Source organism: Coleofasciculus sp. B1-GNL1-01 (assembly GCF_040220235.1).
GTDB lineage: Bacteria > Cyanobacteriota > Cyanobacteriia > Cyanobacteriales > Coleofasciculaceae > Coleofasciculus.
Genome location: NZ_JAVJTO010000104.1, coordinates 1 through 26,899, shown reverse-complemented (window position 1 = coordinate 26,899; position 26,899 = coordinate 1). Strand labels below are relative to the sequence as shown.

The 26,899-nt window shown below is 46.5% G+C and carries 23 protein-coding genes; 11 read left to right on the top strand and 12 right to left on the bottom strand.

Annotated elements, in window-relative coordinates; genetic code table 11:
* Positions 1-90 precede the first annotated feature (90 nt).
* The 3 genes from RID53_RS26175 to RID53_RS26165 all read right to left on the bottom strand — a co-directional run bounded on the left by RID53_RS26175 (position 91) and on the right by RID53_RS26165 (position 4,385).
* Positions 91-2,379, bottom strand: a complete 2,289-nt coding sequence (locus RID53_RS26175; protein WP_446390887.1) for a CHASE2 domain-containing protein — start codon at positions 2,377-2,379, stop codon at positions 91-93.
* A 109-nt stretch (positions 2,380-2,488) separates the two neighbouring features.
* Complete coding sequence (locus RID53_RS26170) at positions 2,489-3,448, bottom strand: DUF1822 family protein (protein ID WP_446390886.1); 960 nt, start codon at positions 3,446-3,448, stop codon at positions 2,489-2,491.
* 25 nt (positions 3,449-3,473) lie between these two features.
* The gene (locus RID53_RS26165) at positions 3,474-4,385 is read right to left on the bottom strand and encodes a hypothetical protein (RefSeq protein ID WP_446390885.1); all 912 of its coding nucleotides are present in this window, start codon (positions 4,383-4,385) and stop codon (positions 3,474-3,476) included.
* 479 nt (positions 4,386-4,864) lie between these two features.
* On the opposite strand from RID53_RS26165, the gene RID53_RS26160 reads away from it, so the two are divergent.
* From RID53_RS26160 to RID53_RS26145, 4 genes are all read left to right on the top strand, one after another.
* A complete protein-coding gene (locus tag RID53_RS26160; RefSeq protein ID WP_446390884.1) occupies positions 4,865-5,302 on the top strand; it encodes an Hsp20/alpha crystallin family protein in 438 nt (145 codons plus the stop codon).
* Positions 5,303-5,743: 441 nt separating this feature from the next.
* Complete coding sequence (locus RID53_RS26155; RefSeq protein WP_446390883.1) at positions 5,744-6,013, top strand: hypothetical protein; 270 nt, start codon at positions 5,744-5,746, stop codon at positions 6,011-6,013.
* A gap of 46 nt (positions 6,014-6,059) precedes the next feature.
* Complete coding sequence (gene ftsH / locus RID53_RS26150; RefSeq protein WP_446390882.1) at positions 6,060-7,997, top strand: ATP-dependent zinc metalloprotease FtsH; 1,938 nt, start codon at positions 6,060-6,062, stop codon at positions 7,995-7,997.
* A 409-nt stretch (positions 7,998-8,406) separates the two neighbouring features.
* Entirely contained in the window at positions 8,407-10,275 is a 1,869-nt protein-coding gene (locus RID53_RS26145; RefSeq protein WP_446390881.1) for a chloride channel protein, read from the top strand.
* A gap of 196 nt (positions 10,276-10,471) precedes the next feature.
* Here the strand turns inward: RID53_RS26145 and RID53_RS26140 are convergent, their stop codons facing one another.
* Both RID53_RS26140 and RID53_RS26135 read right to left on the bottom strand, forming a co-directional pair.
* Positions 10,472-11,089 carry a hypothetical protein gene (locus tag RID53_RS26140; RefSeq protein ID WP_446390880.1) on the bottom strand — a complete coding sequence of 206 codons (618 nt, stop codon included), beginning with the start codon at positions 11,087-11,089 and terminating at the stop codon, positions 10,472-10,474.
* 4 nt (positions 11,090-11,093) lie between these two features.
* A complete protein-coding gene (locus tag RID53_RS26135; RefSeq protein ID WP_446390879.1) occupies positions 11,094-11,522 on the bottom strand; it encodes a hypothetical protein in 429 nt (142 codons plus the stop codon).
* 262 nt (positions 11,523-11,784) lie between these two features.
* On the opposite strand from RID53_RS26135, the gene RID53_RS26130 reads away from it, so the two are divergent.
* The 6 genes from RID53_RS26130 to RID53_RS26105 all read left to right on the top strand — a co-directional run bounded on the left by RID53_RS26130 (position 11,785) and on the right by RID53_RS26105 (position 18,622).
* The gene (locus RID53_RS26130) at positions 11,785-12,231 is read left to right on the top strand and encodes an Hsp20/alpha crystallin family protein (protein ID WP_446390878.1); all 447 of its coding nucleotides are present in this window, start codon (positions 11,785-11,787) and stop codon (positions 12,229-12,231) included.
* A gap of 235 nt (positions 12,232-12,466) precedes the next feature.
* On the top strand, positions 12,467-13,225 hold the full coding sequence (locus RID53_RS26125) for a photosystem reaction center subunit H (protein ID WP_446390877.1): 759 nt from the start codon (positions 12,467-12,469) through the stop codon (positions 13,223-13,225).
* 159 nt (positions 13,226-13,384) lie between these two features.
* Positions 13,385-14,806, top strand: coding sequence for a Uma2 family endonuclease (locus tag RID53_RS26120; RefSeq protein ID WP_446390876.1), 1,422 nt, complete (start codon positions 13,385-13,387; stop codon positions 14,804-14,806).
* A 57-nt stretch (positions 14,807-14,863) separates the two neighbouring features.
* Positions 14,864-15,157, top strand: coding sequence for a hypothetical protein (locus RID53_RS26115; protein ID WP_446390875.1), 294 nt, complete (start codon positions 14,864-14,866; stop codon positions 15,155-15,157).
* 135 nt (positions 15,158-15,292) lie between these two features.
* Positions 15,293-15,814 carry a phosphate-starvation-inducible PsiE family protein gene (locus RID53_RS26110; RefSeq protein WP_446390874.1) on the top strand — a complete coding sequence of 174 codons (522 nt, stop codon included), beginning with the start codon at positions 15,293-15,295 and terminating at the stop codon, positions 15,812-15,814.
* Positions 15,815-16,876: 1,062 nt separating this feature from the next.
* The gene (locus RID53_RS26105; RefSeq protein ID WP_446390873.1) at positions 16,877-18,622 is read left to right on the top strand and encodes an alpha-glucosidase; all 1,746 of its coding nucleotides are present in this window, start codon (positions 16,877-16,879) and stop codon (positions 18,620-18,622) included.
* A gap of 180 nt (positions 18,623-18,802) precedes the next feature.
* Here the strand turns inward: RID53_RS26105 and RID53_RS26100 are convergent, their stop codons facing one another.
* The 4 genes from RID53_RS26100 to RID53_RS26085 form a co-directional block, all read right to left on the bottom strand.
* Complete coding sequence (locus RID53_RS26100) at positions 18,803-19,696, bottom strand: aminoglycoside phosphotransferase family protein (protein ID WP_446390872.1); 894 nt, start codon at positions 19,694-19,696, stop codon at positions 18,803-18,805.
* Between the two features lie 269 nt (positions 19,697-19,965).
* Entirely contained in the window at positions 19,966-20,556 is a 591-nt protein-coding gene (locus RID53_RS26095; RefSeq protein ID WP_446390871.1) for a PEP-CTERM sorting domain-containing protein, read from the bottom strand.
* Between the two features lie 189 nt (positions 20,557-20,745).
* Positions 20,746-22,647: a PhoX family protein gene (locus tag RID53_RS26090; RefSeq protein WP_446390870.1), complete on the bottom strand. Its 1,902-nt coding sequence runs from the start codon at positions 22,645-22,647 to the stop codon at positions 20,746-20,748.
* Between the two features lie 200 nt (positions 22,648-22,847).
* Entirely contained in the window at positions 22,848-23,429 is a 582-nt protein-coding gene (locus RID53_RS26085; protein ID WP_446390869.1) for a hypothetical protein, read from the bottom strand.
* A 583-nt stretch (positions 23,430-24,012) separates the two neighbouring features.
* Between RID53_RS26085 and RID53_RS26080 the strand changes: the two genes are divergently transcribed.
* Complete coding sequence (locus RID53_RS26080; RefSeq protein WP_446390868.1) at positions 24,013-24,849, top strand: hypothetical protein; 837 nt, start codon at positions 24,013-24,015, stop codon at positions 24,847-24,849.
* Between the two features lie 426 nt (positions 24,850-25,275).
* Here RID53_RS26080 and RID53_RS26075 read toward each other — a convergent pair whose 3' ends face one another.
* From RID53_RS26075 to RID53_RS26065, 3 genes are all read right to left on the bottom strand, one after another.
* Entirely contained in the window at positions 25,276-26,016 is a 741-nt protein-coding gene (locus RID53_RS26075; protein ID WP_446390867.1) for a peptidylprolyl isomerase, read from the bottom strand.
* A 112-nt stretch (positions 26,017-26,128) separates the two neighbouring features.
* Positions 26,129-26,431, bottom strand: a complete 303-nt coding sequence (locus RID53_RS26070) for a hypothetical protein (protein ID WP_446390866.1) — start codon at positions 26,429-26,431, stop codon at positions 26,129-26,131.
* Between the two features lie 116 nt (positions 26,432-26,547).
* On the bottom strand, positions 26,548-26,826 hold the full coding sequence (locus RID53_RS26065) for a hypothetical protein (RefSeq protein ID WP_446390865.1): 279 nt from the start codon (positions 26,824-26,826) through the stop codon (positions 26,548-26,550).
* Positions 26,827-26,899 lie beyond the last annotated feature (73 nt).

Here is a 26,899-nt window from a genome sequence, read left to right as displayed (position 1 = left end):
AAAATGGTGGAATAGGTTGTAGGTTGGGTTGGCGCCAGAAAACCCAACCGAATATAGGGCTAAAGTTCCCTGACTACAAACCCTACTGGCTTATCCATGTAGTTGACTATAGGCAATGATCAGACTTCCAGTGAATATCAATGCTAACGCCGATGGCATCAAAGGCATCCATCCCCCTACTATCAATACCCCGAAACAGGCAACATATAAAACCGCGATCGCACCCACAGTAACCAGTCTCCCATAAACGCTGTGACGCCAGCGCCATACCATTATCCCCGCTACCCCTGACCCCACCCAAATCCACATCCATTCCCCCCAAGTGGGTAACACCCATAATAAAGGACGTTCATCGAGTACCGCGCTGAGAATTTGACTCACCATCTGCGCTTGCACAACCACCCCTGGCATTTTCCGATAGGGTAATTCACTGGCGCTATAAGGAGTAAAGAATTCATCAGACGCCGTTGGCGCACTCATACCAATTAAAATAACCTTATCCTTCGCCCAATCCGGATTCACTTGACCCTGTAACACCTGGGTAACACTAACCCGATGGGCGACATCTTTAGCATCCCGATAATTCAGCAATACCTGGAATCCCCGCGTATCTAGGCGATGGTAAGCGCCAATATTACCCTGAAAATCCTTAAATACCACGTTTCCTACTTGCACCCGTTCTCGATCCAGGTTTCGTGGTTCAATCCCCTCCACCGCTAAATACCGCAATGCTAACCGTACACTCAGGGAATAGTTCGTGGCGCAAGCATCATTAAGACTGGGTTGCATGAACATCAAATGACGGCGAATTATCCCATCGGGATCTACCACCAAATCACTATACCCCAGGCGATCCGGGGACAATCCCGGTGGCGGTGCGATCGTGGGTTTGTTGGGATTATTCGCTTCCCTGACACTGCACAATCCAATTAAACGGTGATTCTGCTGAAACTGGCGCATCAACGCCGCATGACCTGTTTTTACGGGGCGATCGCGAAAAATATCTAACCCTAAAACTCGCGGTTGATTCTCCTCTAACTTTTCAATCACGTCGGCTAAAATTCCATCCGGTAGGGGATAGCCATAGCGATTTACATCCTCCTCCGTTCCTTCCACCACCAACAGCCGTGAGTCTATCCCTTCATCCGATCGCAGCCGGATTAGCTGATCCAACGCCTGTAATTCTATGATTTGCAGCCATCCTAGCGATCGCATCCCAATCACGAATACTGTTGCGATCGCACTCGCCATCAAGGGGACGTGGAATCGCCGCCGTTCTCTTCCCCGTAACTGTTGCCACGTTAACGGTTTAGCCGCCGGATTTTGACCAATTACAGGTAGCCAGCAAGCACAAGGACATTCATCCTCCAGACATTCTAACCGTTCTCGCGCCTGTCGTACCGCTAAATGCAGGGATATCGGTTCCCTAGCAAAACTGGCTAAAAAATGCTGCAAAAACGCCTGCGCCACCCCATCGGGTACAGGTTCCCGCATCACCGTAATATAAGGAATCTGCAAATCCGCCAACTGTCGCGCCAATCCCAACCCATCACAGGAATTAAAAATCGCCAACTGCAACCCAGCCGCGATCGCATGTCTCAGGGCGTGTTTTAATTGGGGAATGGTTAAACTGTCTTGGGGATTAATCGAAATTCGTCCTGTTTCTCCCTCAGTTTGACTATGACCCGCAAAAAAGAGAATATCCCAACCTTTTTTATCCCAAAGATACTCATCTAACTGTCGGCGTCTGGGTTCTTGTAAAAACACCAACTCGACACCCGGTAACCTCTCTAAAACCCGGCGATCGGTCTGAATATCAATACCCGCACTATGACCCAAAACCGCTAAAATTCTCACGATTCCCCAGCGAGTACGGGGGGTAGGTTTAATCGGCGCATAGTCTAACGCACTCACGGCTAATTCTGCACCAGGATAATCCTCAAAAAACTCCCATAAATGCCAAGGAAGACGCCGCAATACATCATCATTGGTTTCCACAATCACCTGAATTTCATCCCTAGGATTTAATTCCCGGCGCAATTTTTGGTCAATGGGACGGAATTCCTGGGAATTCAACCACGTATTTAGTAAGGTTTGCAATTGCTGACACAATTGCTGGAATTCCACCTCAGACACCTGAATCACATCATGGGTTTGGGTTTCAAATTCAATCCGCCTTGACCGAGACAACCGTTGCGAAAGTGCCTGATAGAGTAATTGCCAGCGTCGGTAAAGCTGTTCAATTTCCGGCGCTGGGGGTAAACTGCCTGTAACTTGCATAGATTGGTAGTCATCATCTGTGGATAACTGCACAGTGACGGCGGTAAAACCGTCGTGTAAATCGCCTGGGATTAGGTTTAATTTGACACGTTTACTCACAGGATTAATTGGCGATTGGTGATTGGTGATTGGTTTTGTAGGGGCGGGTTTCACTATTATCGTTTTTTACCTCACCCTGATGCAACTAAACCCGCCCCGACTTAGACAACTATCCGACAAAAAACTCCTCGCTAACGCTGACACCCTGAAGCGATACTTGTATCGTAAACCGTTCTCCTGAATTACAACGAAAGCGGGGGAGTTGGATAAAATTATCTAAACTCCGGGATGAAACCTCCTGAAGGGTTTCTCCAGCTTCCGATAACAACGTGAGTTGAAGATTTGGGGATAAGTACCGTTCACCAGACCCTGGATGCACTTGTATCAGTATACTGATTTTCTGCTCCTTGAGAGGTATAATCGCAACCAGTAAGGCTACAGATCGATCGGCTAGTGCCATGCCTAAATCAATGATCTTTGCCCGCTTGACAATTGGCTGATGTCTCAATTGCAACTGAGATGCATCCCGAAAGGCAAAGGCGACATTTCCCACTTCTGCACCTAACAGAGATTCTACCGTCTGCCATCCTTTCTCAAAGCTATTCTCTAACCATTGACGCAAATTAACAGGCAGTTTGGGGGAATTAGCTTGGCGAATTTGATTCAGATAAACGGTCAAATTCTCTAGAGGTTGTAATTTTTCCAAAAGTAATGTTTGAGTCGTCACCGTTTCCGCAAATCCCAATAGCGTCGCTTCCCGTAAGGAGTCATTGAACTGCACAGCGACATAGGCAATTCGTTCCTGAAAAACCTCGGCGGGAATATAAACCGTTTCAGCATCGGGTAATACAGGTCTACACTCTAAAGTTCCACAATGTTTCACCGGTAAATCAGCACTATCCAGCAGTGTCTGCATTACTGGATTAGCACTGTCTCGTTTCTGCCAGTCGGTGTTAAATCCTTGGCATTGCAAATAAATATGTACCGCATAAACGGCTAAGGTATTCAGATAAACCTGTTTGGCTTTTTCCGGATTCCTTTGACTACGCCGTTGTTGTTCGGCTGCGGCATGGGCTTTCCAGCCAAGTGGTACAGTAAATGTAAACGGATGAATGGTGTTAATTGTCATGGTTGGCATCTCTTAATCCTGAACGTTAGTTAGACAAATATTGCTGAAATTTGGGCGCAAATTTATGACAACAGCGATAGAAAAAACTACTCAATGTTGACGCACTGATACCAAACTCAGCCGCAATCTGTTCCCAACTCTTTTCGGCTAAGGTGGCTAAGGCAATAGCTTGAAAATTAGCATCAGGGCGATTGCGAATATAGTGCCGTTTAAATTGATTGTCCGCATCGTCACGAATCCAATCGGCTATCTGATCGGACACCGGAATCGCGGCTTCGGGTTGGGGTATATTCTCTAAATCCGCCAGGGAGGAAACCGTCTGGAATGAATAATTTCGGCAGTCTCGATAGGAATCGAGGATTTGCTTATTCAAGCGAAAATTTACCCAGGTCATAAATTGTTGACGTTTGCCTCGATTGGGGTCATAGTAGTCAATGTGTTGGCAAATATACATCAAGGTTTGATTCACTGCCTCATCATAAATGAGGGCATAAAATTCGGGTTGAAATTGTCCCAGATGCGGGCGACTCAGTTTTCCCGATAGCCCAATGGCTTGCACCAATTCCCGCAAAGCGTGATTTCGGGCTTCGCTACCGGGGGGATGCTGTTGGGCGTCTAGGGCGAACTGTTTGAGAGACTCATCAGTGAGAACAGTTCTAAAAGCGCGATCGCGTCGGATACTGATCCAGTCTCTCACCCCAGGACTTGACAAATTGTACTGATTAATATCCTGTTCCAGAGTCTGCCTAAGTTGCTCTCGTACCTGCTGATAGATTGTCCAGTAAATCCCTGTCAGGGGTTGACGATTCAGGGGGCGACAAATTTTACGCGATCGCAGAATTTCATCAACCAGTTCGGTTACAGCATTGCGCCGTTGTTCTGGGGAGCATTTGTACTGCTGAACCTTGAGAATCAACGGCGTCAGTTGTTCATCCATAGTTATTCAATACTCAAAACTTAACCCTCTCCTTTTCCCACCGTCGTCATCTTCAATGTTTTGCCTTCGTTATTACTCTGGGAATATCTCCAGCTATTCTGCCTTTTGTGACAAAACTTAATGATTGGCAAACTTTGCCCTAGTGCGCCTGTTGGAGTTCGGGCTTATGACTCTAGACTTATCGAAAAGGGAAAAAGCGGAAGACTACCTCTCCTATCGGATTTTCTGATCAATCCAGCTTTGGCAAGTAACTGAGTTGGGTAAAAAAGTCATCCTCCAGTACAAGTCATCCTCTAGTACAGCCGTAAACTTACCCACGCCAACTAAATATTGAGGGAATCCCCACTTTCCTAGGGGTGGCAAACCGAACCCAATCATTCTGAGCGTTCTTGTACCTTAGATTATCGAAAGAGCAAGGCAAATCAACCTTCTCAACGCTCTTTGTGGTCATTACTGCAAATTGTAAGGAGGTAACAATTATGGCTTTAGTTCGTTGGCAACCGTTTCAAGAAATTGACAGCTTACAACGGCAAATGAACCGTCTGTTTGACAATTTAATGACGACAGACGGAGATGGGTGGGCAACTACGTTTACCCCAGCGGCTGAGATGCAGGAAACCCCTGATGCTATCCATCTGAAACTGGAAGTTCCGGGGCTAGAACCTAACGATATCGACTTGCAAGTCTCCGCTGAAACCGTCTCGATTAGCGGGGAACGCAAACAAGAAACTCAAACGGAAGATAATGGCACCAAGCGCAGCGAATTCCGCTATGGTAGCTTCCGCCGGGTGATTTATTTACCCGCACGAGTGCAGAATACTGAGGTTCACGCTGAATACAAAAATGGTATTTTGCACCTCACACTTCCGAAAGCCGAAGAAGAGAAGAATAAAGTCGTTAAAGTGAACATCGGCTAATCGTCTCTTACTGCTGGAGTTTCACAGCATCTTTGGCTAGAAGGGGTAATACCAAATTCGCTTTGAAAACCCTTTTTTGCTATGGCGATTGAAATCGCTGCTACACAAACTTTCGTCCGCCTACGCGGACTGGGTGATAACGAGGGTAGCTAACCCGGATTTGGTATAAAGGGTAAAGAAACAAGGATGTGTGGCTACTCTCTGCCATTTCATCCTTCCCCATTAAGACCATTGGGTTTCTGATGTAAAAGCTGGCTGAAAGCGATCAGAAATTCAATGGTTTTATCTGACCATTTTTTCAAGTCAGATCAAGTTGTGTAGTCGTTACCATAAAAGTATCAAGTCAGCATTCAACAATTTGAACAGCTCAAAACTTTAATTAACTCACTGAATCAGCAAGCCAAGGAACTGAGCAAGCGAACTGTGGAATTGAGTCAGCAAGTGCCACAAGTTTCACTCAACCAACTCGAAGCCCTACGAGATCAACTGCAAACGTTAGAAGTCAGTATTCGCGAAAATTTCTCCAATGCCGTCATTACCGGACAGCTAAAACAGCTTAACGAAATTCTCAGCCGAGCGCTGCAAACACCGACTAATCAACCTAGTTCTCCACCATCGTCTGATCCGCTTCCGGAAAACACACCCCTGCCAAATTTGACATCCTCTGAGGCGGTTGGTGAGTCCACGGATGGGTTAAACCCCTCGCCATAACTGACAGTTCCGAATAATAACGTTCATCGTCAAGGAGCTAAATAAAATGGCAGTTGAAACGAATAATAAACCATTCCCAAAACCCCCAAAACTCAAAGAAATTGGTGGTAGCCTGCTTACCTTCATCACCATCCTACTCCTATTGAATTTAGCGATTATTCCCAGCTTAGGTTCTCATTATCGAGACGTACCCTATAGTGACTTTATTGAGCAAGTCGAAGCGGGTAAAGTCAAGCGTGCCATTGTCGGACCTGAGCGAATTCAGTACACCCTCAAACCCGAACCTAACAGCCCTTCTGAACCTCCCCGTGTCTTCGTCACCACACCCGTAGCGATTGATCTGGATTTACCGAAGATATTAAGAGAAAATGATGTGGAGTTTGCCGCTCCGCCACCGGACAACTTGGGTTGGCTCTCAACGGTACTGGGTTGGATTGTGCCACCTTTGATCTTTTTTGGCATCTGGGGGTGGCTGTTGAGTCGGAATCAGGGGGGAGGTCCTGCGGCGTTGACGGTGGGTCAGAGTAAGGCTCGAATCTACTCTGAAGGAAGTACAGGGATCAAATTTGACGATGTGGCTGGGGTGGATGAAGCTAAAGCCGAACTCCAAGAAGTGGTTGAGTTTCTTAGAGACTCAAGTCGCTATACCCAGATGGGTGCGAAAATTCCCAAAGGTGTGCTGCTGGTGGGACCACCGGGAACGGGTAAAACCTTACTGGCAAAAGCTGTAGCCGGGGAAGCAGGGGTTCCCTTCTTTAGCATATCGGGTTCGGAGTTTATTGAATTGTTTGTCGGTGTGGGTGCTGCACGGGTGCGAGATCTATTTGAACAAGCCAAACAACAGGCGCCCTGTATTGTTTTCATCGATGAATTAGATGCGTTGGGCAAGTCTCGCGGTGGCAATAGTCCCTTCATTGGTGGCAATGATGAGCGAGAACAGACGCTGAACCAGTTGCTCACAGAAATGGATGGCTTCGATGGCAATAGTGGTGTGATTATTCTAGCCGCAACTAACCGTCCGGATGTGCTTGACCCAGCCTTGCGCCGTCCAGGGCGTTTCGATCGCCAAATTGTGGTAGACCGACCGGATAAAATCGGGCGGGAAGCGATTCTCCAGGTTCATGCTCAGCATGTGAAGTTGGCTGAGGAGGTGGATTTGGCGAAAATTGCGGCGCGAACCCCAGGGTTTGCTGGGGCTGATTTGGCGAATCTGGTAAATGAGGCGGCTTTGCTAGCTGCACGCCAGCATCATCCGGCGGTGACTATGGCTGATTTTAATGAAGCGATTGATCGCGTGATTGCCGGACTGGAGAAAAAATCCCGTGTCCTCAGCGATATTGAGAAAAAAACCGTTGCCTATCATGAAGTGGGTCACGCCTTGGTGGGTTCTTTAATGCCCGGTGCTGGAACCGTTGAGAAAATCTCAGTCGTTCCCCGTGGTGTCGGCGCTCTCGGCTACACCGTACAGTTGCCGGAAGATGACCGCTTCTTAATGATGGAAGATGAAATTCGGGGACGAATTGCCACACTGTTAGGGGGGCGTTCGGCAGAAGAGTTAATCTTTGGTAAGGTATCGACGGGTGCTGGCGATGACATTCAAAAAGCCACGGATTTGGCGGAGCGTTCAGTTACGCTCTATGGTATGAGCAAAAATTTAGGAGCGATCGCGTTTGAGAAGAGTCAACCCCAATTCTTGGAGGGGTGGCAAAATCCTCGCCGTTCCGTTAGTCCCAAGGTGGCTGAGGAGATTGACCGAGAGGTTAAGGACATGGTAGACAGCGCTCACCAGATGGCACGGCTGATCTTGCAAACCAATCAAACTCTACTTGAACAAATCGCCGAAATTCTCTTGCACCAGGAAATCCTCGAAGGTGCAGAACTCCAAGAGCAACTCAAAAGCGCGATCGCGCCTGCGTCACTGCAAGATTGGTTGCAAACGGGTAAACTACCACAGGAATTACCCCAGTTACAACCCGCCGCTTAGAACTACTCGTTCAGTCATCGACTGAACGTCTTCAAAGACAGTAACCATTCCCTATTCAATACCCCCTTTTTTTACTGAGCAAAGCATATCTCCCGATTCTTTGCTTTGCTCAGAATGATACATTTCACCCTGTCCGATATAGCAGCTATAGCAGGTCGCGCTGGTGTATTTACAACTCCCTTCTCTGACGCTGATTTCAGATAAGATGTTCGTACAAACAAAGTGTAACTAGACCAGTGCGAAGCGCTATACCTTGGCAGGTGAGGAGATTTTTTACTGTTAAGAGTTCCCTAATCTCAAACGTTAACTTTAATGAAAGCCAACCTACTTATAAAACACCCTGAATAACAACGCCTAAAACTCTTGTTTTTGGTTATGTTCTCCCTCAAGGCTATGATTTTTATCTCCGATGACGACTCTTCCTAACTCCAAGGTGCTTCTACCGCCCCAGCCGAAATTTACATCCCTCTCAGATCGTTTAACCACGCTGCTCAACCGCTTACAACCGTCACCTGAAGCCCTAGTTTTAATTTCGGCAATCTTAATTAGTGGTGGAGCCGGCTTAGCGATGGTGTCCTTTCACCATTTAATCGATCTGTGCCAAATCCTAGCCTTCGGAAAATTATTTGGACTTCTCTCGGTTTGGGGAACGTGGACATTAGTTTGTATTCCCACCTTAGGCGGCTTAGTGGTTGGGGTCATGCGTTGGCATTATCCCCATATTTTAGGTCAGGGATTTTCGGCACTTTTAAGTAATGAAAGGGTGCAGAGAATCTCACCGATGCGACCCATTATTAAAATGTTGGCAGCGGCGATTTCTTTGGGAACAGGGGCATCCTTGGGACCTGAAAGTCCGAGCGTGGAAATTGGCTCTAATGTGGGGATTCTGCTGGGTCAATTTTTTCAAGTGTCTAAGGAGCGATATCGCTTACTGCTAGGCGCTGGGGCAGCAGCTAGTTTTGCGGCTGGATTTAATGCTCCAATTGCTGGCGTCTTCTTCGCGATAGAAGTTGTCCTAGGCACAGCATTTAGCACTCCAGCCGTAAGTCTCATCCTTCTCGCTGCCGTCATTTCTGCTATCATTGCTCGCCTCTTTTTGGGCGTTCATCCCGCTTTTGATTTACCGACTTACCAAGTTTTGAATAATTGGGAATGGATATTTTATTTAGGATTAGGTTTACTGGCTAGCTTAATATCGATTACCTATACCCAAGCAATTAAATTCGCTCAGGCTTGTTTTCGAGGCGAGGTTATGGGCTTGACTTGGCTACAAAAACTCCCCCCAGCCATGCAACCTGCTCTCGGAGGAGCCTGTGTCGGTTTGATGGCTTTACCATTGCCGCAAATTCTCGGTGTCGGCTATGGAACGCTAGAAGATATTCTCAAGGGAGAACAATTTTCAATCGTTTTTTTAGGTTTATTATTAAGCGGAAAAATAATAATTACCGCTATTAGTTTAGGTAGCGGCTTAGTCGGAGGTATTTTTGCTCCATCCCTGTTTATCGGAGCCTGTTTGGGAGCTATTTATGGCAATAGTTTAATGACTATTTTACCTCCTAGCTTATCAGAAACTGCCCCACCCCCGGCTTATGCCATGGTGGGAATGGCAGCCGTGCTTGCTGGTAGTGTAAGAGCGCCACTGACGGCAATTCTCTTACTGTTTGAGTTGACGCGAAACTATTTAATTATTCTCCCCCTAATGGCAGCGGTGAGTGTAACCGTTTGGGTCGTCGAGCAAGTGCAATCCTACCCATCTGGTAAGCGGTTAAATCTCCAGCAAATGGGTATGAACCTGGAAAAACAGGATGAGTTGGAGGTGTTGCAGCAAGTCCCAGTTGATACAATTATGCAGCGATCCTATGTGGGACTACCAGCTTCCCTGTCCTTGCTACACGCAGGTTGGATCATGATTCAGGACAAATGTCATACTGCTTTGGTGTTTGATGAAGCGGATCAACTAATCGGAATTATTACTCTAGCGGATATCAAGCGGATTATCAACGAAATCAAATCTCAAGCGTCCGAAACGTTAGAAGTTCAGCCAAAAGTTAGGGATATTTGTACGCAGGAAGTTCTCTATGCTTATCCCGATGAATCGGTGAGAGATGCTTTAAAACGAATGGGAGCAAGGGGGCTTTTTCTCTTACCTGTGGTCGCGAGAAATAATCCGCGAAACGTTTTGGGTGTGATTGAACGAAGTAAAATTGGTTTGGTTGGCGATTTGGTGACGACCAAAGAAGTCCTTGAACCTTATTTACCTAAGAGTCAGAAGTCCTAAGTTATATCATGTCCGGTGGAATACTTATCGGTAGAGACAAGGCAAAGTTATGCAATTTAAATGCGGATGGTGCAAGCCGAACAAGAGTGGCAACCAGGCGATCGCATTTTGGATTACTTCAAGCCTGGTGCTTGAGGAGAATTGAACACATTTACCCGCAGCCTGTCAAGTGAGGGCGGTAGTTGAATAGGGTAGTTCAGGACAGTTCATCGAGCTGTCGCTGTAGTTTTTGCAAAAATTCAGATGATGAATTTGGTAGTATTTGGATAATCGCCTGACGAACTCCTGGCACTGAATCCCTCTCAACTAAACAGCGTAAGTCCCGCTGTTGCCAATATCCAGTTTCATCAAAAACATTATCTAAAATTCCTAGATTTTGAGTCTGCTCTAACATTTCAACAACTAGAGTATGAGCCAGAACAAAATTAGCGATCCCCCCATATTCGGGTTGAGATGCAAATTGTGTTTTGCAATGTCCTGTTGCCATCCAGTTTTCATGATGAGAATACTGTCCTAGAAAAATAACTAAACCTTCGCATCCAGGTCTAGGAAGCGTCTCAAATCCAATTAAATGAGTAGGATATATAGATTCACCTGTGGCAAAGTTATGTTGAATGGCTTGGAGAGTAAGGAGCAAAGAGGTTCCGTTTTCAGGGCTGAAAACACAGTCTTTTCCTTGCAACTCAGTAACGTTAGCATCTACCCAACTAAATGGAAGTGCTTGTGCATGGTGATGTAATGAATGTAAAACAGAACGAATTTCGTCGCTAGGGCGATTACCAGCATTAAATTGGTAGTGAATACTATACCCCATAACTTCAATCCCACCAAAATACAGCAATAGGGGGTGTATCGTGATACAGTCCTAACAAGGCTTGAGCTTTTTCTCCATCAATAACCTGCACTGTATCGCAGTTCCACTGTTCCCCAAGCTCTTGAAGTGGAGTAATGCTCATTGGGTTTTGAGCTAATACATAAAGTGTATCAGTATGCCAAAATTCTTGAAGATCTCTGAGCATAATCAGTGACAGGGGAAGCGGCGGCTGGGAGTTAAGCGGTAGCATCGTTCCCATCCAAAAACTTTGCCATAACTGAGGATATCTATATAAATCCGCTAATACCTGCTCTGGGTTAAAGGCATCGCATTTTGCCTGAAGCATCAAAGCCGCTACCAATTCCTGAGGGGTGCAGTCTTTAATCAGCTTTTGGCGAAGACTATTACTGAACCTCATTTCATTGTTGGACATTGTGAGACCTTTGGAGTAACTGTCAAAGCAAAATCGTAAGCAGGAATAACACATTTACCCGACAGCCTGTCAAGTGGGGGCGTAAGCTATCGTTCCACACTTCTGAGTTTAGGGTAATCCCAATTTTTTGTTGGGTAGCAAACCGAACTTAGCTTGACTGCCAGTTATTGTACTTTAGATTATCGAAAGAGGTGTACAAACCAACCTCTCAAACCTCTTTACAGTCATCTCTACAACTTGACAGAACAAGGAGGTAACGATTATGGCTTTAGTTCGTTGGCAACCTTTCCCAGAACTTGATACTCTACAACAACGCATGAACCGCCTATTTGACGAACTCACGGCGACAACGGATGGCGGTGGAGACATTGCGGGGATTACCTTTGTCCCTCCCGTCGAAATGGAAGAAACGGATGATTCTATCCACCTGCGGCTAGAGATTCCCGGAATGGAAGCGAAAGACTTAGACGTGCGAGTCACAGCGGAATCCGTGGCAATTAGCGGTGAACGCCGATGGGAATCTCAGAGTGAAAATGGAGGCTGGAGTCGCACAGAGTTCCGCTATGGCAAATTTGAACGGGTCATTCCCCTACCTGCGCGAGTGGAGAACACCCAAGCTCAAGCCGAATACCAGGAGGGTATATTGAATCTGACGCTGCCGAAAGTGGAAGACGAGAAGGAAAAGCCGATTAAGGTCAATATTGGCTAATCCTCGATACTGCTTCGGTGGCAATGAGGTGGAAACCAGCGCCACCGAAGTAGTGATTAGCCGCCAATCAACTGGATGGGTACGCTGCCAAAGCAATGATATATCTTCCCGTCACCCTACTTCTGTTCGGGGCGGGTGTGTTTGATGGCATTGCCCTGTGTGGTTTATTTTCCTTGCTTTTAACCTGATAGTGCATCCGTACACATTCATCAACAGTTTGAGGAGGTGAAACACTATGCTTAATGTTGTGCGTCGCAGTCAGATGATAGGTTTGAGGGCAGTTGACCGCACCACTGCTACCAACTTCAATACAATTGAAGAGGTCTGGGTTGATGATACGGGACGAGCGGCTTACTTAGCCGGAACTCAAGGATATACACCATTAGAGCAGGTGGAAGTCATTGAGCCTGATGCTGTTTTAACGTATAGCCGGACGGTGGTTGAGCCGCCTGCAAATCTTCGTCCCTTGCACCGCTTGGCAGTTCGCTCTCCCAACACAGATTCCTCGGGTTGGGTAGAGGATTTTCTCTTTGATTGGGAAACTAGAGAAATTGCCGCCTATATCTTGGGAGGTGACATTGCGACTCCTTTTGGAGAACGGGCGGTATTGTTCCCGGAAGACGTAGCAGCAATCAACTCTGAAGTCATTATCTTGCAAGACGGGGCGTCCGAGCGACTCAAAAGTGAATCAGAGGGACTCAAGGGATTTTTGAGCGAGAAGTCGCAGCAGGTTAAGACTTTGGTGAATGCGATGAATTCGCGGTTGCGCTCTTTAATTTCTCCTGGGGATAAACCGGACGTCGTCCGCGTCAAAATTAAACAGGTCAGTGACGAATTGGAAGCTTCGGGTCAGCACAACAAAAATGCTCTGGCTGAGGCGAGAGAGTTCTTGCAGGACAAATGGGAAAGCTTACAGCATAGCGCCAGCCGTGCTAAAGCACGGGTGAAATTAGTTCTAGATTCTGCTTGGACACAAATCGCTCGTAAAAAGTAAGTAGGGTTTAGGGAGGTTAGAGCCTCTCCCTAAATTATTTCTCAATTCTGACGGACATTAATCACTCTCACATCGGGTTTCTGATGCCAGCGATCCCCAAAAGCCATGAGAAACCCGATCGCTCTTTCACAAGGTAAAAACAGAGGAGGCGAAACAACCATGACTCATCCAACGGATGCGATCGAGGAATTTGAAGCGACTAGCCCAGAAATGCGCTTTGAGTTGGTTGATGGGCAGTTCGTCATCGGTGGAAGCCTTGCGGGTAGTCGGTGGTTACTGCGAGAAATCATTCAGGGCTGGGGGAAAGAAAGCGCCCTAGCATTTGCACCTGTGAAGCTATGGTACGAAGCGCTGCGGGTTGCCTTTGACGCCCCATCGGAATCGGATTTATCAGAATGGGCAAGGAATTACCCCGATCAAGCCCCATCCATTCCTCCGTTAGGATCACGGCATCTTGGCAAACATTGGCACGTCCGCACCCTGCTAACCCAAGATTTGTTCACGGCTGTCGGTATTGCCAGTCTGGGCAAGTGCATCGGTGGCGACTTTGTGATGCGCCTGGGAGAAGACGCTTTTACCCCAGACCTGATGTTTATGCCAGTCAGCCGTTTGCAAGGCTATCACCACTGGTTTTTTGAAGGTCCAGCGGACTTAGTTATTGAGGTACTCCTGCCAGAACATAGTGAATTCGACAAACAAGAGCGATTTCGTCGCTATGAAGCAGGTGGCGTTAGCCACTATTGGACTATCGACCCAGTGCAGCAGCAGGTTGAGTTGTTTCGCCTGACTGACTGGGGCTATCAACCGCAGAAATTAGACCCCGATGGCTGTTATCGGGGGATTGAAGGGTTGACCTTTACGCCGAATCATTTGTGGCTGCCTTATGACCAAAAGTTGCCCATTTTTCAAGCGCCGTATCAAAAAGGCGACTGGGTTATGCGTGAGGTAGAAGGCGAAGAGTTAGTTTGGGGAACGTTGCCTTTTGTCCCTCAAGTTGAACTAGAACCCGTCTCTATCCAATTCGAGCAATTTGTTTCTTGGTGTCCGGAAGCTAAATTCGAGGGTTATGGGGGACGCTATCCCCTCGTCGGCGGGACAATGGGAACTCGAAATGCCCTGGGAATGCTGTTGATGAGTCTAGGTTTAGTCGAAACCGTGAAGCTGTTTCCGTCCCAAGACTGGATAACTGCGCTCGTTGAACTGGAGCAACGTTATTCAACGGATCAGGAACGACGGCAAAAAGCGCGATCGGTGGCTCTAGAGGTAGCTCGTAAATTACAGCAGGACTATCAAGTAGGAGGAGTAGGAGTTATTGGCGATTTAGTTCACCCAGAGTCGCCGTGGAATTTCTGGAGTGAAATCTCTCTAGTCGTCTGGGATGTTCCCAAGAACGTTAACCTTTGGGCGTTAGGGCGAGAGTTGGGTGGGGAGTTTGAAATTGACTGGGTAGAGCCATCTTGGTGTACGCCTGCTCAGTGGCAACAGATTACCACCGAAATGGACGTTCTTGCTGGAGACTGGGTGGAGTCCTATCACACTCCTGTTCGCAAGCGATACAAGCTGTTTGAAGCCTCCAATTAATTTAAGAATTTCACCGTTATTTCTACAACAATCGCAACACAATTAAAGGAGGAAAGGATGAAACTATACAAACAAATCCTACAGCAAGTCTTAGAAATTGCGGCGGAACAAGGAGAAACAGGCTTTGAAGAGAAAGACATTGCTCATTTGTTCAATAATGACGAGTACGACCTTGTCTTTCACCTCGACTATCTAAAAGAAAAAGGTTTCATTGAGGGTGAATTTACTCCCGGAGCCTATGCTGCCTTCGCCATTTTACCTCAACCCATTCATTTTGTTCGAGGCAAAATTACAACTAAAGGACAAGAGTATCTAGCGGGGTTAAAGCAAAATGAATCAGATTCGGACTAACTACCCCGTTAACAGTAAGTATTTTCCCTTCATAACAGGCATAGTCTAGAGCCTCGGCTTAGGCGTTTTGTTGTGGATAGAGAAACTCGTCGCCCGTTAAGTTAGAATCTTTGACTTGATCACCCGACTGTAGCTATGAGAAGTGAATCTTTCCTGAAGATGCTACGGAAGTCTTGGTTCTCACGAAATACCATCGTTCGTAATTTGGAGGTTTTCCAGAACTTCATTATCATTTCCCTCTGTGTTGGCTTATTTTGTGTGATGTTAATTCGATTAGGAGAGATGTATGTCTCCCTCCTCAAGCCTCTAAATTTTCAGGTCATCACCTCTGATATCTTATTCATTCTGATACTGGTCGAGCTATTCCGGCTCTTAATTATCTATCTACAAGAGCAGCGAATATCGGTAGGAGCCGCCGTGGAAGTTTCTCTGGTTTCTGCACTGCGGGAAGTCATTTTAAAGGGAGTACTCGATATTCCCATTGACCGCCTTCTAGGAGTTTGTGTGTTTTTGACTGTTCTGGCTGGATTGTTGTTGGTTCGGGCTTGGATGTTCCGACATTTAAGTCGTGGGAATTTGGCTAATTCTGCCACGGCTAACGGCAAGGCTGACTCAACTGAACATCGAGAATTTCCAGAGGAACAGTACTCGTTTTAAAAGCCAGACTCCGCATTTCAAGTTGAAGTCCAAAAAACTAAGTAGTCAGACTTTAAGCCGTCATGCATTTAAATTGGGAATGGGTAGCGAGCAAGATGCTCGCACTACGGCAAGGATTTCGCCATTATTGACATTAAGGTTTTAAATGCCGAACAGCTTAGACTAATCAGAGCCGATCATCCCTGGGCGATCGCACTCAGGTGTGATAACAACGATTCACGACACACCACTTGGCTGTTTCTTTCTCCTTCGCTACTGACATATCCTTCCCTCGACTCAATGTCATTTCGGCTCAACTTGTCAAGCTCTAATAATTTAAACTATTCTTTCCCCCAGAACAGTTTGAATTTTCCAATCAGGTACAGGTCTCAACAAAACGTCATAATTGCTCGTTTTTTACCCCTTGTCCGAAATAATCTACGAAATTTCAAGGGTTACGGCGATTGTGAGCAACTTGTGCGGTTTTCAGGTATACTATCTATGGTGGGTTTTTTATGGGTTTTAATCATCCCGACACAGCTAAACTCCTTGAATATTCGTAAAACTTTGTATAATTTCCGGTTTTAGTCTCATTGCCAATGTCCCCTTCGACGCATGTATTTTTTTAAAGTTTCGATAAAAATCATAACTAAGTATTGACAAAAACACAGATCACACAGACGAGGAGGGCGCAGACAGAACCCTGAATCGTGGGGGACACAGATTGACACAGAGAACGAAATAATCGCCTCACAATCAGTGATAGATTTGGGTTCATTCTGATTGTCTCTGTTCCCCGTTAAGAGTTCCCTAATCTCAACCGTTAACTTTACTTGTGTCCACCCACTTATGAGAATGATCATCAAAATTAAACAGGGAAAGTGAGCCTATATCGGGTTTCGTTTGGATTGAGTCTAAACTCCAGATTAAACCAAGATCGGCTTTCCCTACTCTGACGCGGGGAAATGCTAATTGTTTTTTAGAGAAATCCTGGTCATAATCCATTGATTGAGCGGGTAAGTTGTTGTTTATTCTCCCGTTACTCAGTCATCAAACTCATCCTCAGATGTGAGAGGTGATCCCATGCAAACGGTAAAATGGTGGCAAAATGCTGTAATTTATCATATAGTTCCTCGCAGTTTCCTCGATACGAGTGGTGATGGTGAAGGGGATCTTAATGGCATTATCGCCAAGTTAGATTACATCGCTGCCCTAGGCGTAGATGCCATTTGGTTGTGTCCGATTTATGAATCGCCACGGGAAGATTTGGGATATGATCCCACAGATTTGCGTTCTATCGATCCCATGTATGGCAGCTTGGAGGATTTCCAGCGATTACTTGCCCTTGCCCATGCACGGGGATTGAAAGTGATTGTTGACCAAATTTGGAGTCACACGTCAGATCGGCATCCCTGGTTTCAAGAAAGCCGCAGCAGTCGAGACAATCCTAAAGCGGACTGGTATGTTTGGGCTGATCCGAAACCAGATGGTTCGCCACCCAATAATTGGCGATCCGCTTTTCTAGGTGACAGTGGTTGGACGTGGAGTCCCGAACGCGGACAATACTATTTCCATAACTTTCTCAAGAGTCAGCCGGATCTCAACTGGCATAATCCCGCTGTGATTGAAGCAGTTTTGGCAGAGGCGAGGTTTTGGCTGGAACTGGGGGTCGATGGGTTCCGTTTGGATGCGGTTAATTTTTACTTCCACGATCAAGAATTACGAGACAATCCCGTGCGCCCTGCTGATGCTTCTTTACCAGATGGCATATCTCCCAAAAATCCCTTTGCCCATCAACTGTTTAAGTACAACTTCTGTCGCCCGGAAACAATAGAAGTCCTCAAACACATCCGCGAGTTCGTCCAGGCGTATCCAGGTGTGATTACTCTAGGTGAAGTTACCCTGGCTGAGGATTCAATTGCCCTATCGAGTGAGTACGTCGGTGATCAGTGCTTGCATTTAGCGTACAATAGCGCCCTCTTATTTGACGAATCCATCAGCGCTACCCGCCTGTATCAAACATTGGAGAAAGTTCTCACTCACTTCCCCGATGGCGGAAATTGTTGGTGCGTCGGGAATCATGATTATGGTCGTTTGCGATCGTGCTGGACGGGTAAGGAGGCTTCGGGTAAACCTTACCCAGAGGGATTCTATCAGATGATGGTTGGGCTGCTATTATCCTTACCAGGAGCATTTTGTCTCTACCAAGGAGACGAATTAGGGTTGCCTGTCGCCAGAATACCCGAAGATATTCCCGTAGAAGAAATCAAAGACCCCTTTGGCAAAGCCCTTTACCCGATTCTCCCTGGACGAGATGGCTCGCGCACACCGATACCCTGGATAGCTGATTCCCTACATGGGGGCTTTACGACTGCCTCTAAGCCTTGGTTACCTGTCCCCCAATCCCATCGAGAACGGGCAGTTAATCTGCAAGACAATGAACCCAATTCTTTGCTCAATACCTGGCGTCGTTTTCTGCATTGGCGCAAACAGCAACCGGCTCTGATGAGAGGGGATTGTCAGATGCTCAAAACAGAGGAACCGATTTTCGGTTTGATTCGAGAAACGGAGGAGCAGCGGTTAATTTGTTTGTTCAATTTGAGTGAAATGTCAACGGAGTACGATTTATCGCCCTATGCTGAGTGTCAGACAATTCGAGGTCTAGATATGACGGCACAGCGACAGGGCAATATTTTGAAAATTCCCGCTTACGGCACTTTTTTCGGTAATCTGCCTCCGGCAAAAGAAAGTTATCCGCCCTTCAGTCCACCTTTAGTTCAGGGTAGAAGAGGCGAAGGCGAATCCGATCGCATGATGGCGTTGTCTTAGTTCGGCTCAGATTTTGTTTATCCTGATAAAAAGCCGTCCTAGAGCGTCGGTCAAGTATTCCTAGAAACCGGGGAAAGGAGTGAGGATGACAAGGCAATATCAACCTTTCACCTTTCATAACCCGGTTTCTTGACCGATGTCCTAGAAGGATGGGGCGACGAGACCCGTTATTTCCGGTGATTAAGCAAGAATTTCCTGAATCATCTGTCGCGCATACCCTACGCCTAGAGGATTAGTATTCAAATAATAGGGGATGAAGATGACAGCTTGGGATAGAGCTTGACCGCGACCTCTTGCCCAAGTGTGATCATCAACATTTAACGTCTCACGGAATACCTTTCGACTCTCACCAGAGAAAAGACTCCATGCAATCATTAAGTCACAAGCCGGATCTCCCACACCTAATCCTCCAAAGTCGATAACCGCACTCAAGCGACCTTGCTCGAATAGTACATTCCCAATTAACAAGTCTCCGTGAAACCAAACCGGTTTATTATTCCATTCAAGTGCTTGAAGTGCTTCGTCCCAGACAGCCAATGCTGCATTTGTATCGATCGTACCTTTCAAGGTAGCAATAGATTCACGAGTCAGTTTATCTCTAGTTTTTAGAGGTACACCACGTAAGTTATGTTCTTCTGCAACGGGTCCGCCAGTTGTATCAATCTGTTGCAGAGCCGTTATAAATTGTGCTAATTCAGTTGCCGTTTGGCATGGGTCTACAAGCTGGTCAATTGAGGCATTTTTACCGTTAAGCCATCTATAGACAGACCAACGATAGGGATATTTTTCATCAGGTTTGCCCTGAGCAAGTGGTAAAGGGATGGCAAGGGGCAGATGGGGGGCAAGGCGGGGCATCCACTCGTGTTCTTTATCAACCTGAGCTTCCGCCCAATCAATTCGAGGAAGTCGTACTGACAGATCATGACCTAATCGAAATATGGCGTTATCTGTGCCAGCAGAGGGAACAGGTTTAATCGCTAGATTAGCCCACTGAGGAAACTGTGAAGTAAGTAGGCGGCGCACGAGAGATACGTCGGTACTTACCTCGTTAGCGTGCATTTTTTTAGTGGACATGAATGAGTGTGCGTTAGAGGAGAAAATGATTAAGAACTTATCTTACAGCACTTTCTAACACTGTATAGTACAGTAACAATTAGACAGCTCTGTTCTACAAAGCCTATTCCCTATTGTCTCTCCCCACCACAAGACTCCCTACAGCAGACCCTAATTTGTCATGTTGAAATGAAACCCCTCTCAGCATAGTTCTGGGAGGAGTTTTTTTCTTTATTTTCGCTTCAGTGTTGGGCGACAGAACACCTTGCAGCAGGTAAGAAGTAGCAGACTTAGGTATCCTGCTTGTGACGTTTAAGGGTTGCCGTACTAGCCCCTGCTAAAGCCAGTAAACCTAGAATGGTAGCGGGTTCGGGAACGGCAGTAGATTCTGAAACAGTCACAGTTCCAATTGTTGCAGTCGGATTTCCTACGGAGACTGACTCAACGCCATCCATAAACGAAATAACCAGTAAAGCCTGCAAATCTAGAAGTTCATTGCCAGAACCGGAAATAAAGGAGCCTTGGTCGAGATTGTCTGGATCAACGAAATCTATTCCTATGGGTTGATTGAGAGTATCATTCACATAGAAGCTCGGCTCAAAATCCGTTGTCGCACCCTCCTCGTCAGAAGCAATGGAAAATGCGGATACGGCATCATCGCCACTCCAGTTCCATTCCCAAGCCTTCAACTCATCAGCCGATACAATACCATCCGCCGCATCGCCTTCATCGGCGAAGATAGTACCCGAAATGGAGCCGCCGCCATCCTCTTCCCACCAACCGGTATATTCAATATCCCAGCTAAAGAGTGCAGCATGAGCAGGTGCAGCAAGTGCAGCCCAACCTAACGCCACTGTTGCAGCAAGAGCTAAGCGTTTCATAAAATCACCTAATGTAAATACTGTTGAACAACGTTTGTTTGCGATCGCCCCAAGCCAAGCAGGAGTTGACAAACTTCCAACCTTAGACCAACTGAGGACGAATGGCACGCTCCAGTCATTAGGGGGAGCGCCACAACCTTTTACCGTAGGGTGTGGCACTGCCCACCAGCCTCATTTGAGCGTGCCAACTTAGGAACCAACGATGCCGCCATTTTTGCGAGTAATCACAACCGTTGCATCACGGGGGATTTTGCCGCTACCTTGGGATGCTGGGAAGTTGGTCTGACTTGGATTGCCATTACCTGGATGCTGAAGGTTGACAAACAGCGTCCGGCGATCAGGGGTTCTCGCAAGACCCGTCACTTCACAACCCGTTACCCCAGTGAAGAGGCGACAAATCTCACCCGTGTTTGTGTCAGCAACCAGCAGTTGGTCATTCGGTCTCACGCCATTGATTTCAGGCTGAGTACCATCAGTCTCAATAAACAGCCTGCCATCGGGATCAGACCAGAGACCATCCGGACTACCAAAGGCGCTTTTCTCGGTATCGTGGGTATCGACAGCGAGAACAAAGATGTCCCAGGTGAACGTAGTGCCGACGTGGTTGTCGCTGTCTCGCCACTTGATGATGTGACCAAAGGGATTAGGTGCCAGGGGGTTAGCGGCATCAGGAACTTGACGACGGGTATTATTCGTGAGGTTGCAATAGATATCACCATTGGCAGCAGCAGCAATCCACTCCGGACGATCCATCGGCGTGGCACCTAAGGTGTCAGCAGCTAGACGGGCAAAGGTTAACACCTCAGCTTGGTCGGCAAACTGAGCCGCCAGAGCTGGATTCTTAATCGTGAGTTCCAGCCACTCGCCCGTGCCATTATCATTAAACTTGGCGACATAGAGCTTTCCTCGGTCTAAGGGGCTGATACGCCGTGCCCGCATTGATCGCCAGTTGCTTTCTGAAACAAACTTATAGATATAGTCAAAGCGTTCGTCATCGCCCATGTATACCACAGCACGACCGCCTCGTCCGACGACAAGCTCGGCATTTTCGTGCTTAAACCGACCCAATGCCGTCCGTTTTACGGGCGTCTGAGAAGCGTCCATGGGATCAATCTCGACCACCCAGCCAAAGCGATGCTCTTCGTTGGTGTAACTGGGATTTGAGAGGTCAAAGCGCGGGTCAAAGTTGTGCCAGCCATAGCCAAACCCTCCGGGAAGGAAGCCATAACGCTCTTGTGCTTCCGTGGGTGTCCAGCTACCTGTAGCGCCGAAGTAACCGTTGAAGTTCTCCTCACAAGTCAGGTAAGTCCCCCAAGGAGTGTGACCATTGGCGCAGTTGTTCACTGTACCTTTTGGAGAATTGCCTGCTGGTGTTTGCAACAGTGGATGACCAGCAACAGGTCCGCTGAACGTTACGGGTGTATTGACATGAATACGACGAGCATTCGAGCTGCCAACCCTTTGCCACTTGCCATTGGTCTTTTGAATCTCAACGACGGATACGCCGTGAGCATGCTGAGAGAGGCGCACATCTTCAAGACTCTCCGGTGTCCGCTTGCCGAGTACGTGTTGATTACGACCAAACTCGTGGTTAATCGCCAACATGCCCCGGTCATTACTATTTCCAATCGGGAACAGCCACATACCATCGTGACCAATTCCAACTTGTTGGGCTTGCTCGGCAGCCGTCGGGCGGGTACTCGGGTCACCGTTGTATTCTGGACCACCGGGCTGAATCGAGGTTCCCCAGGGAATCAGCACGTCATACTGGTAATCCGCTGAAACGGTGGGTACGGGTCCTGTACCGTCAACAACAGGAACAGGCGTGAAGTTAATCAAACGGCTGCCTGGAGCTTGAGCGATCGCATTACCAACTCCTTGGGTTGCAGCGGTTCTAGACCCTTCAGTCATCGCCGCCGCCGCACCTCGATCTAACCAGCGATCGCCAGCCAGTGCGGCTAAGAAGCCAGTGGCTGACAGCGTTGCACTACGAGCGAGTACGTTTCGCCGAGACATTCTGGCTTGGAGTATGTCCTGAAACGGACGATTGCCTGACGTATTGCTGCTTCTGTTGTCGTGAATCAATTGCACTCTCCTGTTAATATTGACGCTGTTGTCGGTAATTGTGTGAACTGAAAACTGCTCTATACTCGAACTCAGCCACGTCAAGTCAGCCCAGTTTCAAACTGGAAGGGTTTCCCTCCCAAGACGCTACATTTGTCAATCGGGAAACATTAATATGTTCTGGTGTCAGTGAACGGTCACACCTAACTTGCCAAACATCACAATCACTAATTCAATTCATCTAAATAGTCCTGTGCCTCTGCCCCAGTCAGACGACCTTCATCTAAGGCTTGATCAATTTGGGAACTCGGACGTTGAGTCCCGATAGTCGCCCGAACAGGAGTTTTTGCCACGGTTGCTGTCGGCTGCCCTTGATGAGGCTGGAGTAGAATGTATGAGGCATGATAGTGCTTAGTCCAGACACTCACGCGGGGAGTTTCTTGCCACTGAGTACGAGACACAGTAGTCGTGAGAATGGGCACAATTTCGCCGTTGCGATCGCCGACAACCACAACCTGAATGTCTGAAAGATCGGGGTTTTGACTAAATTGACGACGAATTTCGTCGCTGGCAATCGCCTCTGCCCGCTGGAAAAAGTCTCCATACTCAACTTGACCATACACCGACATATCAACAACGATGCTTTCCGCCTCTGCCTGTACGGGTCGATAACTATCACCAACAAAGCAAAAGAACGCCGCCGCCACCCCTATCAAAAAATAGCGAGTCAAACCTTTGCCAATCCACTCTGTCAAAGCGACTCTTACCACTTCGGGTTGCCATGATTGTCTGAATGAGTTGATGTACATAATTACAAAGACTTTGCACCTAGGTCTTGACGGCGAATCTGAATCAGTCATTTGAAGGATGAACAGCTTGCTTCCGCGTTAGAAGGAGTTGACTCCGTTTGATGCAAATGTATCCCTAACGGAATAAGCAAATGCACTTATCGCTCAAACTGGCATCTCACAGGAGATTTCAGATGACTATTCTCTAGATATAAATTTTATCCGTACTGATTTAAAACCAGGTAATCTCATTGTTAAGAATTCGTCCCAGACGTTTACATCGGGAGCATGTTACCTTTGTAGGCTGGGTTCTTGGAACGTAGGCGGAGCATTCTTTTTGAGTAACCCAACCCAGGGAGAGCCTGTTGTGTTTCGCTATCGTCCAACCCAACCTACTTTGCTGTAGTGGTGCTGATATTTTCCCCACATCTCACACCCGACCTGCACTACACACAGTTTCAGTTTAGTGTAATAATACAAATGATTGATTTGTATTGGTTTTATTGCCGATTCATTAGGATTCGCAATTTTTTCGTGACTTTGTTGCCCTGAGTCAGCAATTTGCGATTTCTTGAAACTCGATCGCACAGGAAAGATAAATGTGATGAAATTTAGTCAAGTTCTTGCTCAACGATTTTCCCTCATCGTTACTCCGGTAGTAACAAGCTGTTGTGTGACTACGACACCAACGTTAGCTGCAACTCTAGCTACATCTGAAGCCTGGGTCAATTTGGATAACTTCAGTCACGCTCCTGTAGATATTTTTACTCTAACTGATACCCAAACTCTGGCAATTGCCAGGAATAGTCAGGCAGTAGCTAATGCTAATGCTGATGCAAATTTTGTCACTGATCCCTTGGGTACAATGACCAAAGCGAACAACAATTCATTGAGTACAGCCCAGGGTGAAGGTAATAGCTACTTTGCACTAGCCGAAAGTAATGCTGCTGTCATTGGCTACAATTTCATGGTCGAAGAAGATGAAACATTTTTCTTCGATTTTAATGCATTTTTAGGACTAAAAAGTTCAATAGACGATCCAGAATTTGAACGGTCAAATGCAAAAGCTGAAATAGCGTTGAACCTTTACGACACTACAGATGCAGATAATTGGCAACTTTTAGATTTCCTGATTATCGCTGGACAGTTAACCACTGCAGGGAATGGGGATTTTCTTAGTGATGACAAGAGTACTGGCTTAACTTATTTCCCCAGACATACTACGTTTGAGACAGCCTTTACCGGAAACCAAGAAATGGCTGAAGCCTCCGTTAAAGGAGAGTTATCTCGGACATTCAACAGCTTAACTTACCTGACTTTAGTAGAAGCTAAAACCAATCGGGTAATGGTTAAAACAGTATCTGAATCATCCACGTTATTAGCTTTACTAGTTTTCTGCCTGATCGGAGTTGGATGGGGAATCAAAAACAAACTTTCTTAATATTTGCCAGAGCGATCATTCTCGCGCTATCCCACCCACATTCTCAATAAAATTGGGTTTATATCAAGAAAGCTTTGTGGTAATTTGTTAAGCATCGTGGCAGCGCTTGAATTTGAAAGCCTTGTTAAACAAGGTTTTCAGGATTGTTAGAAAAGATGCGTATAGGGGAGAGAGGCGACTCTCGAACCTTACCCGCTCAATGAAAACTAGATGCAGAGGAACTTGCTGAAGAACTACTGCTATAACTATTTCCAGAATCAATTTTAACGGTGACGTCGTGATTAATTTTTATCTCGCCATCCCCGGCTGCACTAGTCATGCTCTGAGCGATCGCCGTTCTTTTACCGTCCGATGAGGTTATCTTTTGTCTAATAATTCTCCAGTCGATCACCATTCAGATTCTCCCTATCAGATAAAAGGAACTCATTAAACCATTTGACTATGAAGTCTATAGGTTAACTCCCTCGCTAACCACTCCTGAAACATTTTATCCAGAATTTCTTGACATCTCTGTGGCGTTAATTTAGCCGGGATAAACTCTTCAACCTGAAAAATCGAGTAACCTTGGTCGATCTGGATGGGACCGATCACCTTTCCGGCTGGAGTCCCAAAAACCAGTGCGGCTATATCCGGCTTTAAGTTCCAACGGTAAAGCTTACCTTCATATCCACATTGATGTCTACGCCTCTCATCAATGTCATAGATGTGAGCGGCTTGATAGAAGCTGATTTCCTGTTCTTCAATTTCATAGACGAGTTCTTCTGCCAACTTCTCATCCGCTAAAATAATTTGATAAAGCAATACCTGGTCAAATTCCAGGCGATTTTGGCTAAAAAACGTTTCTACCTCCTGAGAAAACAGACAATCCGCTAATTTCTTCGCCAATAGCCGATCGCGAATTCCAGCTTCCCAGTCATCTGGTGTTATCTTCTGATCAGCGAGCCAAGCTACGGCGTCTGAAGCCTTTTGCAAGTGCTTAGCTTGCCGATAGCGATCTGCCTCTGCTTGGATTTCTTCTGCTGCAATTGTTATTCCCTTTTCTTCAGCGGTTTGATTGATAATACTTTGATATAAGATGTTCTGATAAACTTCCTTTAATTGTGTATTTTTCTTTAAGAAATTAAGAATTTCATCGAGTTCAACAGATGCACTTGGACGATTATTCATGTTTAGCCACAATTCTCGGTAGGAGAAGGTCAACAATTATTTTCCAGTAAGCTATTGATTGGAAAAGTTGCCAATCAATAGCCTACAGTGTTAATGTCAATGTCCCATGGCTTTAGAAAGCATTGGCATTGGTAAATACGGATACCAAAGTGAAACCATCTGAAATAGCACCAGCTCCTCCACCTGCTGCGGCTGTGGAGTATTCTGTTCCGATGGCAACCGAATAACCGCTTCTGTCAAAGGAATAGTTGACAAAATAATCGGCGTTGTAGTCAGTTGCAGCGCTAGCAGCATAGCTACTATAAGAGGAAGAACCTCTTAAAAAGGTACTTAAACCTCCTTGGACTTGTTCTTGACGATGATCAGAACATTGACTCTCACAGAAATTTAGATCGACAATTCTTAGTTGACTCATACATCTCTCCTTTTCAAGAAACCGCTGAGAGCTTTTTAACATTTAATTTACATTTATATGTGTTTTAAGCTTCAGCGATTTCTCTAGTTAACTACTTCCTTGAAAAATGGCTCACGCTAAAACCCTGTAGAGTCCGAGCTAGAACGAGACGAAGAAGATGATGAAAAGCTGCCAAAGAAAGAGCGTCCAGCAAAGGTCGAAGTAGACGTGAAGGTGTCGGTAGCGGAGAAGAACTGACCGAAGGCTGATGCCGAAGCAAAAGCATCCGATTCAGCGAAAGCTTGTCCACCTTCAATACTGTTGGCTTCACAAACGTCTGCCAAATAGTCTAAATCAGCAATAATCATGGGAACTCCCTGTGTCAATTCAGAACAAACATTTTTGAACTTTTTCAAGTCAAGCTTCTGGAAGAGAAGCTGAAATTAAAACGCTGCCGAGTCAGAGCTAGAACTGGCAGAAGAAGAGGAA

What these genes read in the sequence shown, in the direction of transcription:
- RID53_RS26165 (WP_446390885.1), bottom strand. Translation starts at nt 4,385, where the DNA reads ATGGATGAACAACTGACGCCGTTGATTCTCAAGGTTCAGCAGTACAAA.
- RID53_RS26135 (WP_446390879.1), bottom strand. Translation starts at nt 11,522, where the DNA reads ATGTCCAACAATGAAATGAGGTTCAGTAATAGTCTTCGCCAAAAGCTG.
- RID53_RS26125 (WP_446390877.1), top strand. Translation starts at nt 12,467, where the DNA reads ATGCTTAATGTTGTGCGTCGCAGTCAGATGATAGGTTTGAGGGCAGTT.
- RID53_RS26085 (WP_446390869.1), bottom strand. Translation starts at nt 23,429, where the DNA reads ATGTACATCAACTCATTCAGACAATCATGGCAACCCGAAGTGGTAAGA.
- RID53_RS26160 (WP_446390884.1), top strand. Translation starts at nt 4,865, where the DNA reads ATGGCTTTAGTTCGTTGGCAACCGTTTCAAGAAATTGACAGCTTACAA.
- RID53_RS26095 (WP_446390871.1), bottom strand. Translation starts at nt 20,556, where the DNA reads ATGAAACGCTTAGCTCTTGCTGCAACAGTGGCGTTAGGTTGGGCTGCA.
- RID53_RS26120 (WP_446390876.1), top strand. Translation starts at nt 13,385, where the DNA reads ATGACTCATCCAACGGATGCGATCGAGGAATTTGAAGCGACTAGCCCA.
- RID53_RS26100 (WP_446390872.1), bottom strand. Translation starts at nt 19,696, where the DNA reads ATGTCCACTAAAAAAATGCACGCTAACGAGGTAAGTACCGACGTATCT.
- RID53_RS26115 (WP_446390875.1), top strand. Translation starts at nt 14,864, where the DNA reads ATGAAACTATACAAACAAATCCTACAGCAAGTCTTAGAAATTGCGGCG.
- RID53_RS26110 (WP_446390874.1), top strand. Translation starts at nt 15,293, where the DNA reads ATGAGAAGTGAATCTTTCCTGAAGATGCTACGGAAGTCTTGGTTCTCA.
- RID53_RS26140 (WP_446390880.1), bottom strand. Translation starts at nt 11,089, where the DNA reads ATGGGGTATAGTATTCACTACCAATTTAATGCTGGTAATCGCCCTAGC.
- RID53_RS26170 (WP_446390886.1), bottom strand. Translation starts at nt 3,448, where the DNA reads ATGACAATTAACACCATTCATCCGTTTACATTTACTGTACCACTTGGC.
- RID53_RS26145 (WP_446390881.1), top strand. Translation starts at nt 8,407, where the DNA reads ATGACGACTCTTCCTAACTCCAAGGTGCTTCTACCGCCCCAGCCGAAA.
- RID53_RS26075 (WP_446390867.1), bottom strand. Translation starts at nt 26,016, where the DNA reads ATGAATAATCGTCCAAGTGCATCTGTTGAACTCGATGAAATTCTTAAT.
- RID53_RS26105 (WP_446390873.1), top strand. Translation starts at nt 16,877, where the DNA reads ATGCAAACGGTAAAATGGTGGCAAAATGCTGTAATTTATCATATAGTT.
- ftsH (WP_446390882.1), top strand. Translation starts at nt 6,060, where the DNA reads ATGGCAGTTGAAACGAATAATAAACCATTCCCAAAACCCCCAAAACTC.
- RID53_RS26130 (WP_446390878.1), top strand. Translation starts at nt 11,785, where the DNA reads ATGGCTTTAGTTCGTTGGCAACCTTTCCCAGAACTTGATACTCTACAA.
- RID53_RS26080 (WP_446390868.1), top strand. Translation starts at nt 24,013, where the DNA reads ATGAAATTTAGTCAAGTTCTTGCTCAACGATTTTCCCTCATCGTTACT.
- RID53_RS26070 (WP_446390866.1), bottom strand. Translation starts at nt 26,431, where the DNA reads ATGAGTCAACTAAGAATTGTCGATCTAAATTTCTGTGAGAGTCAATGT.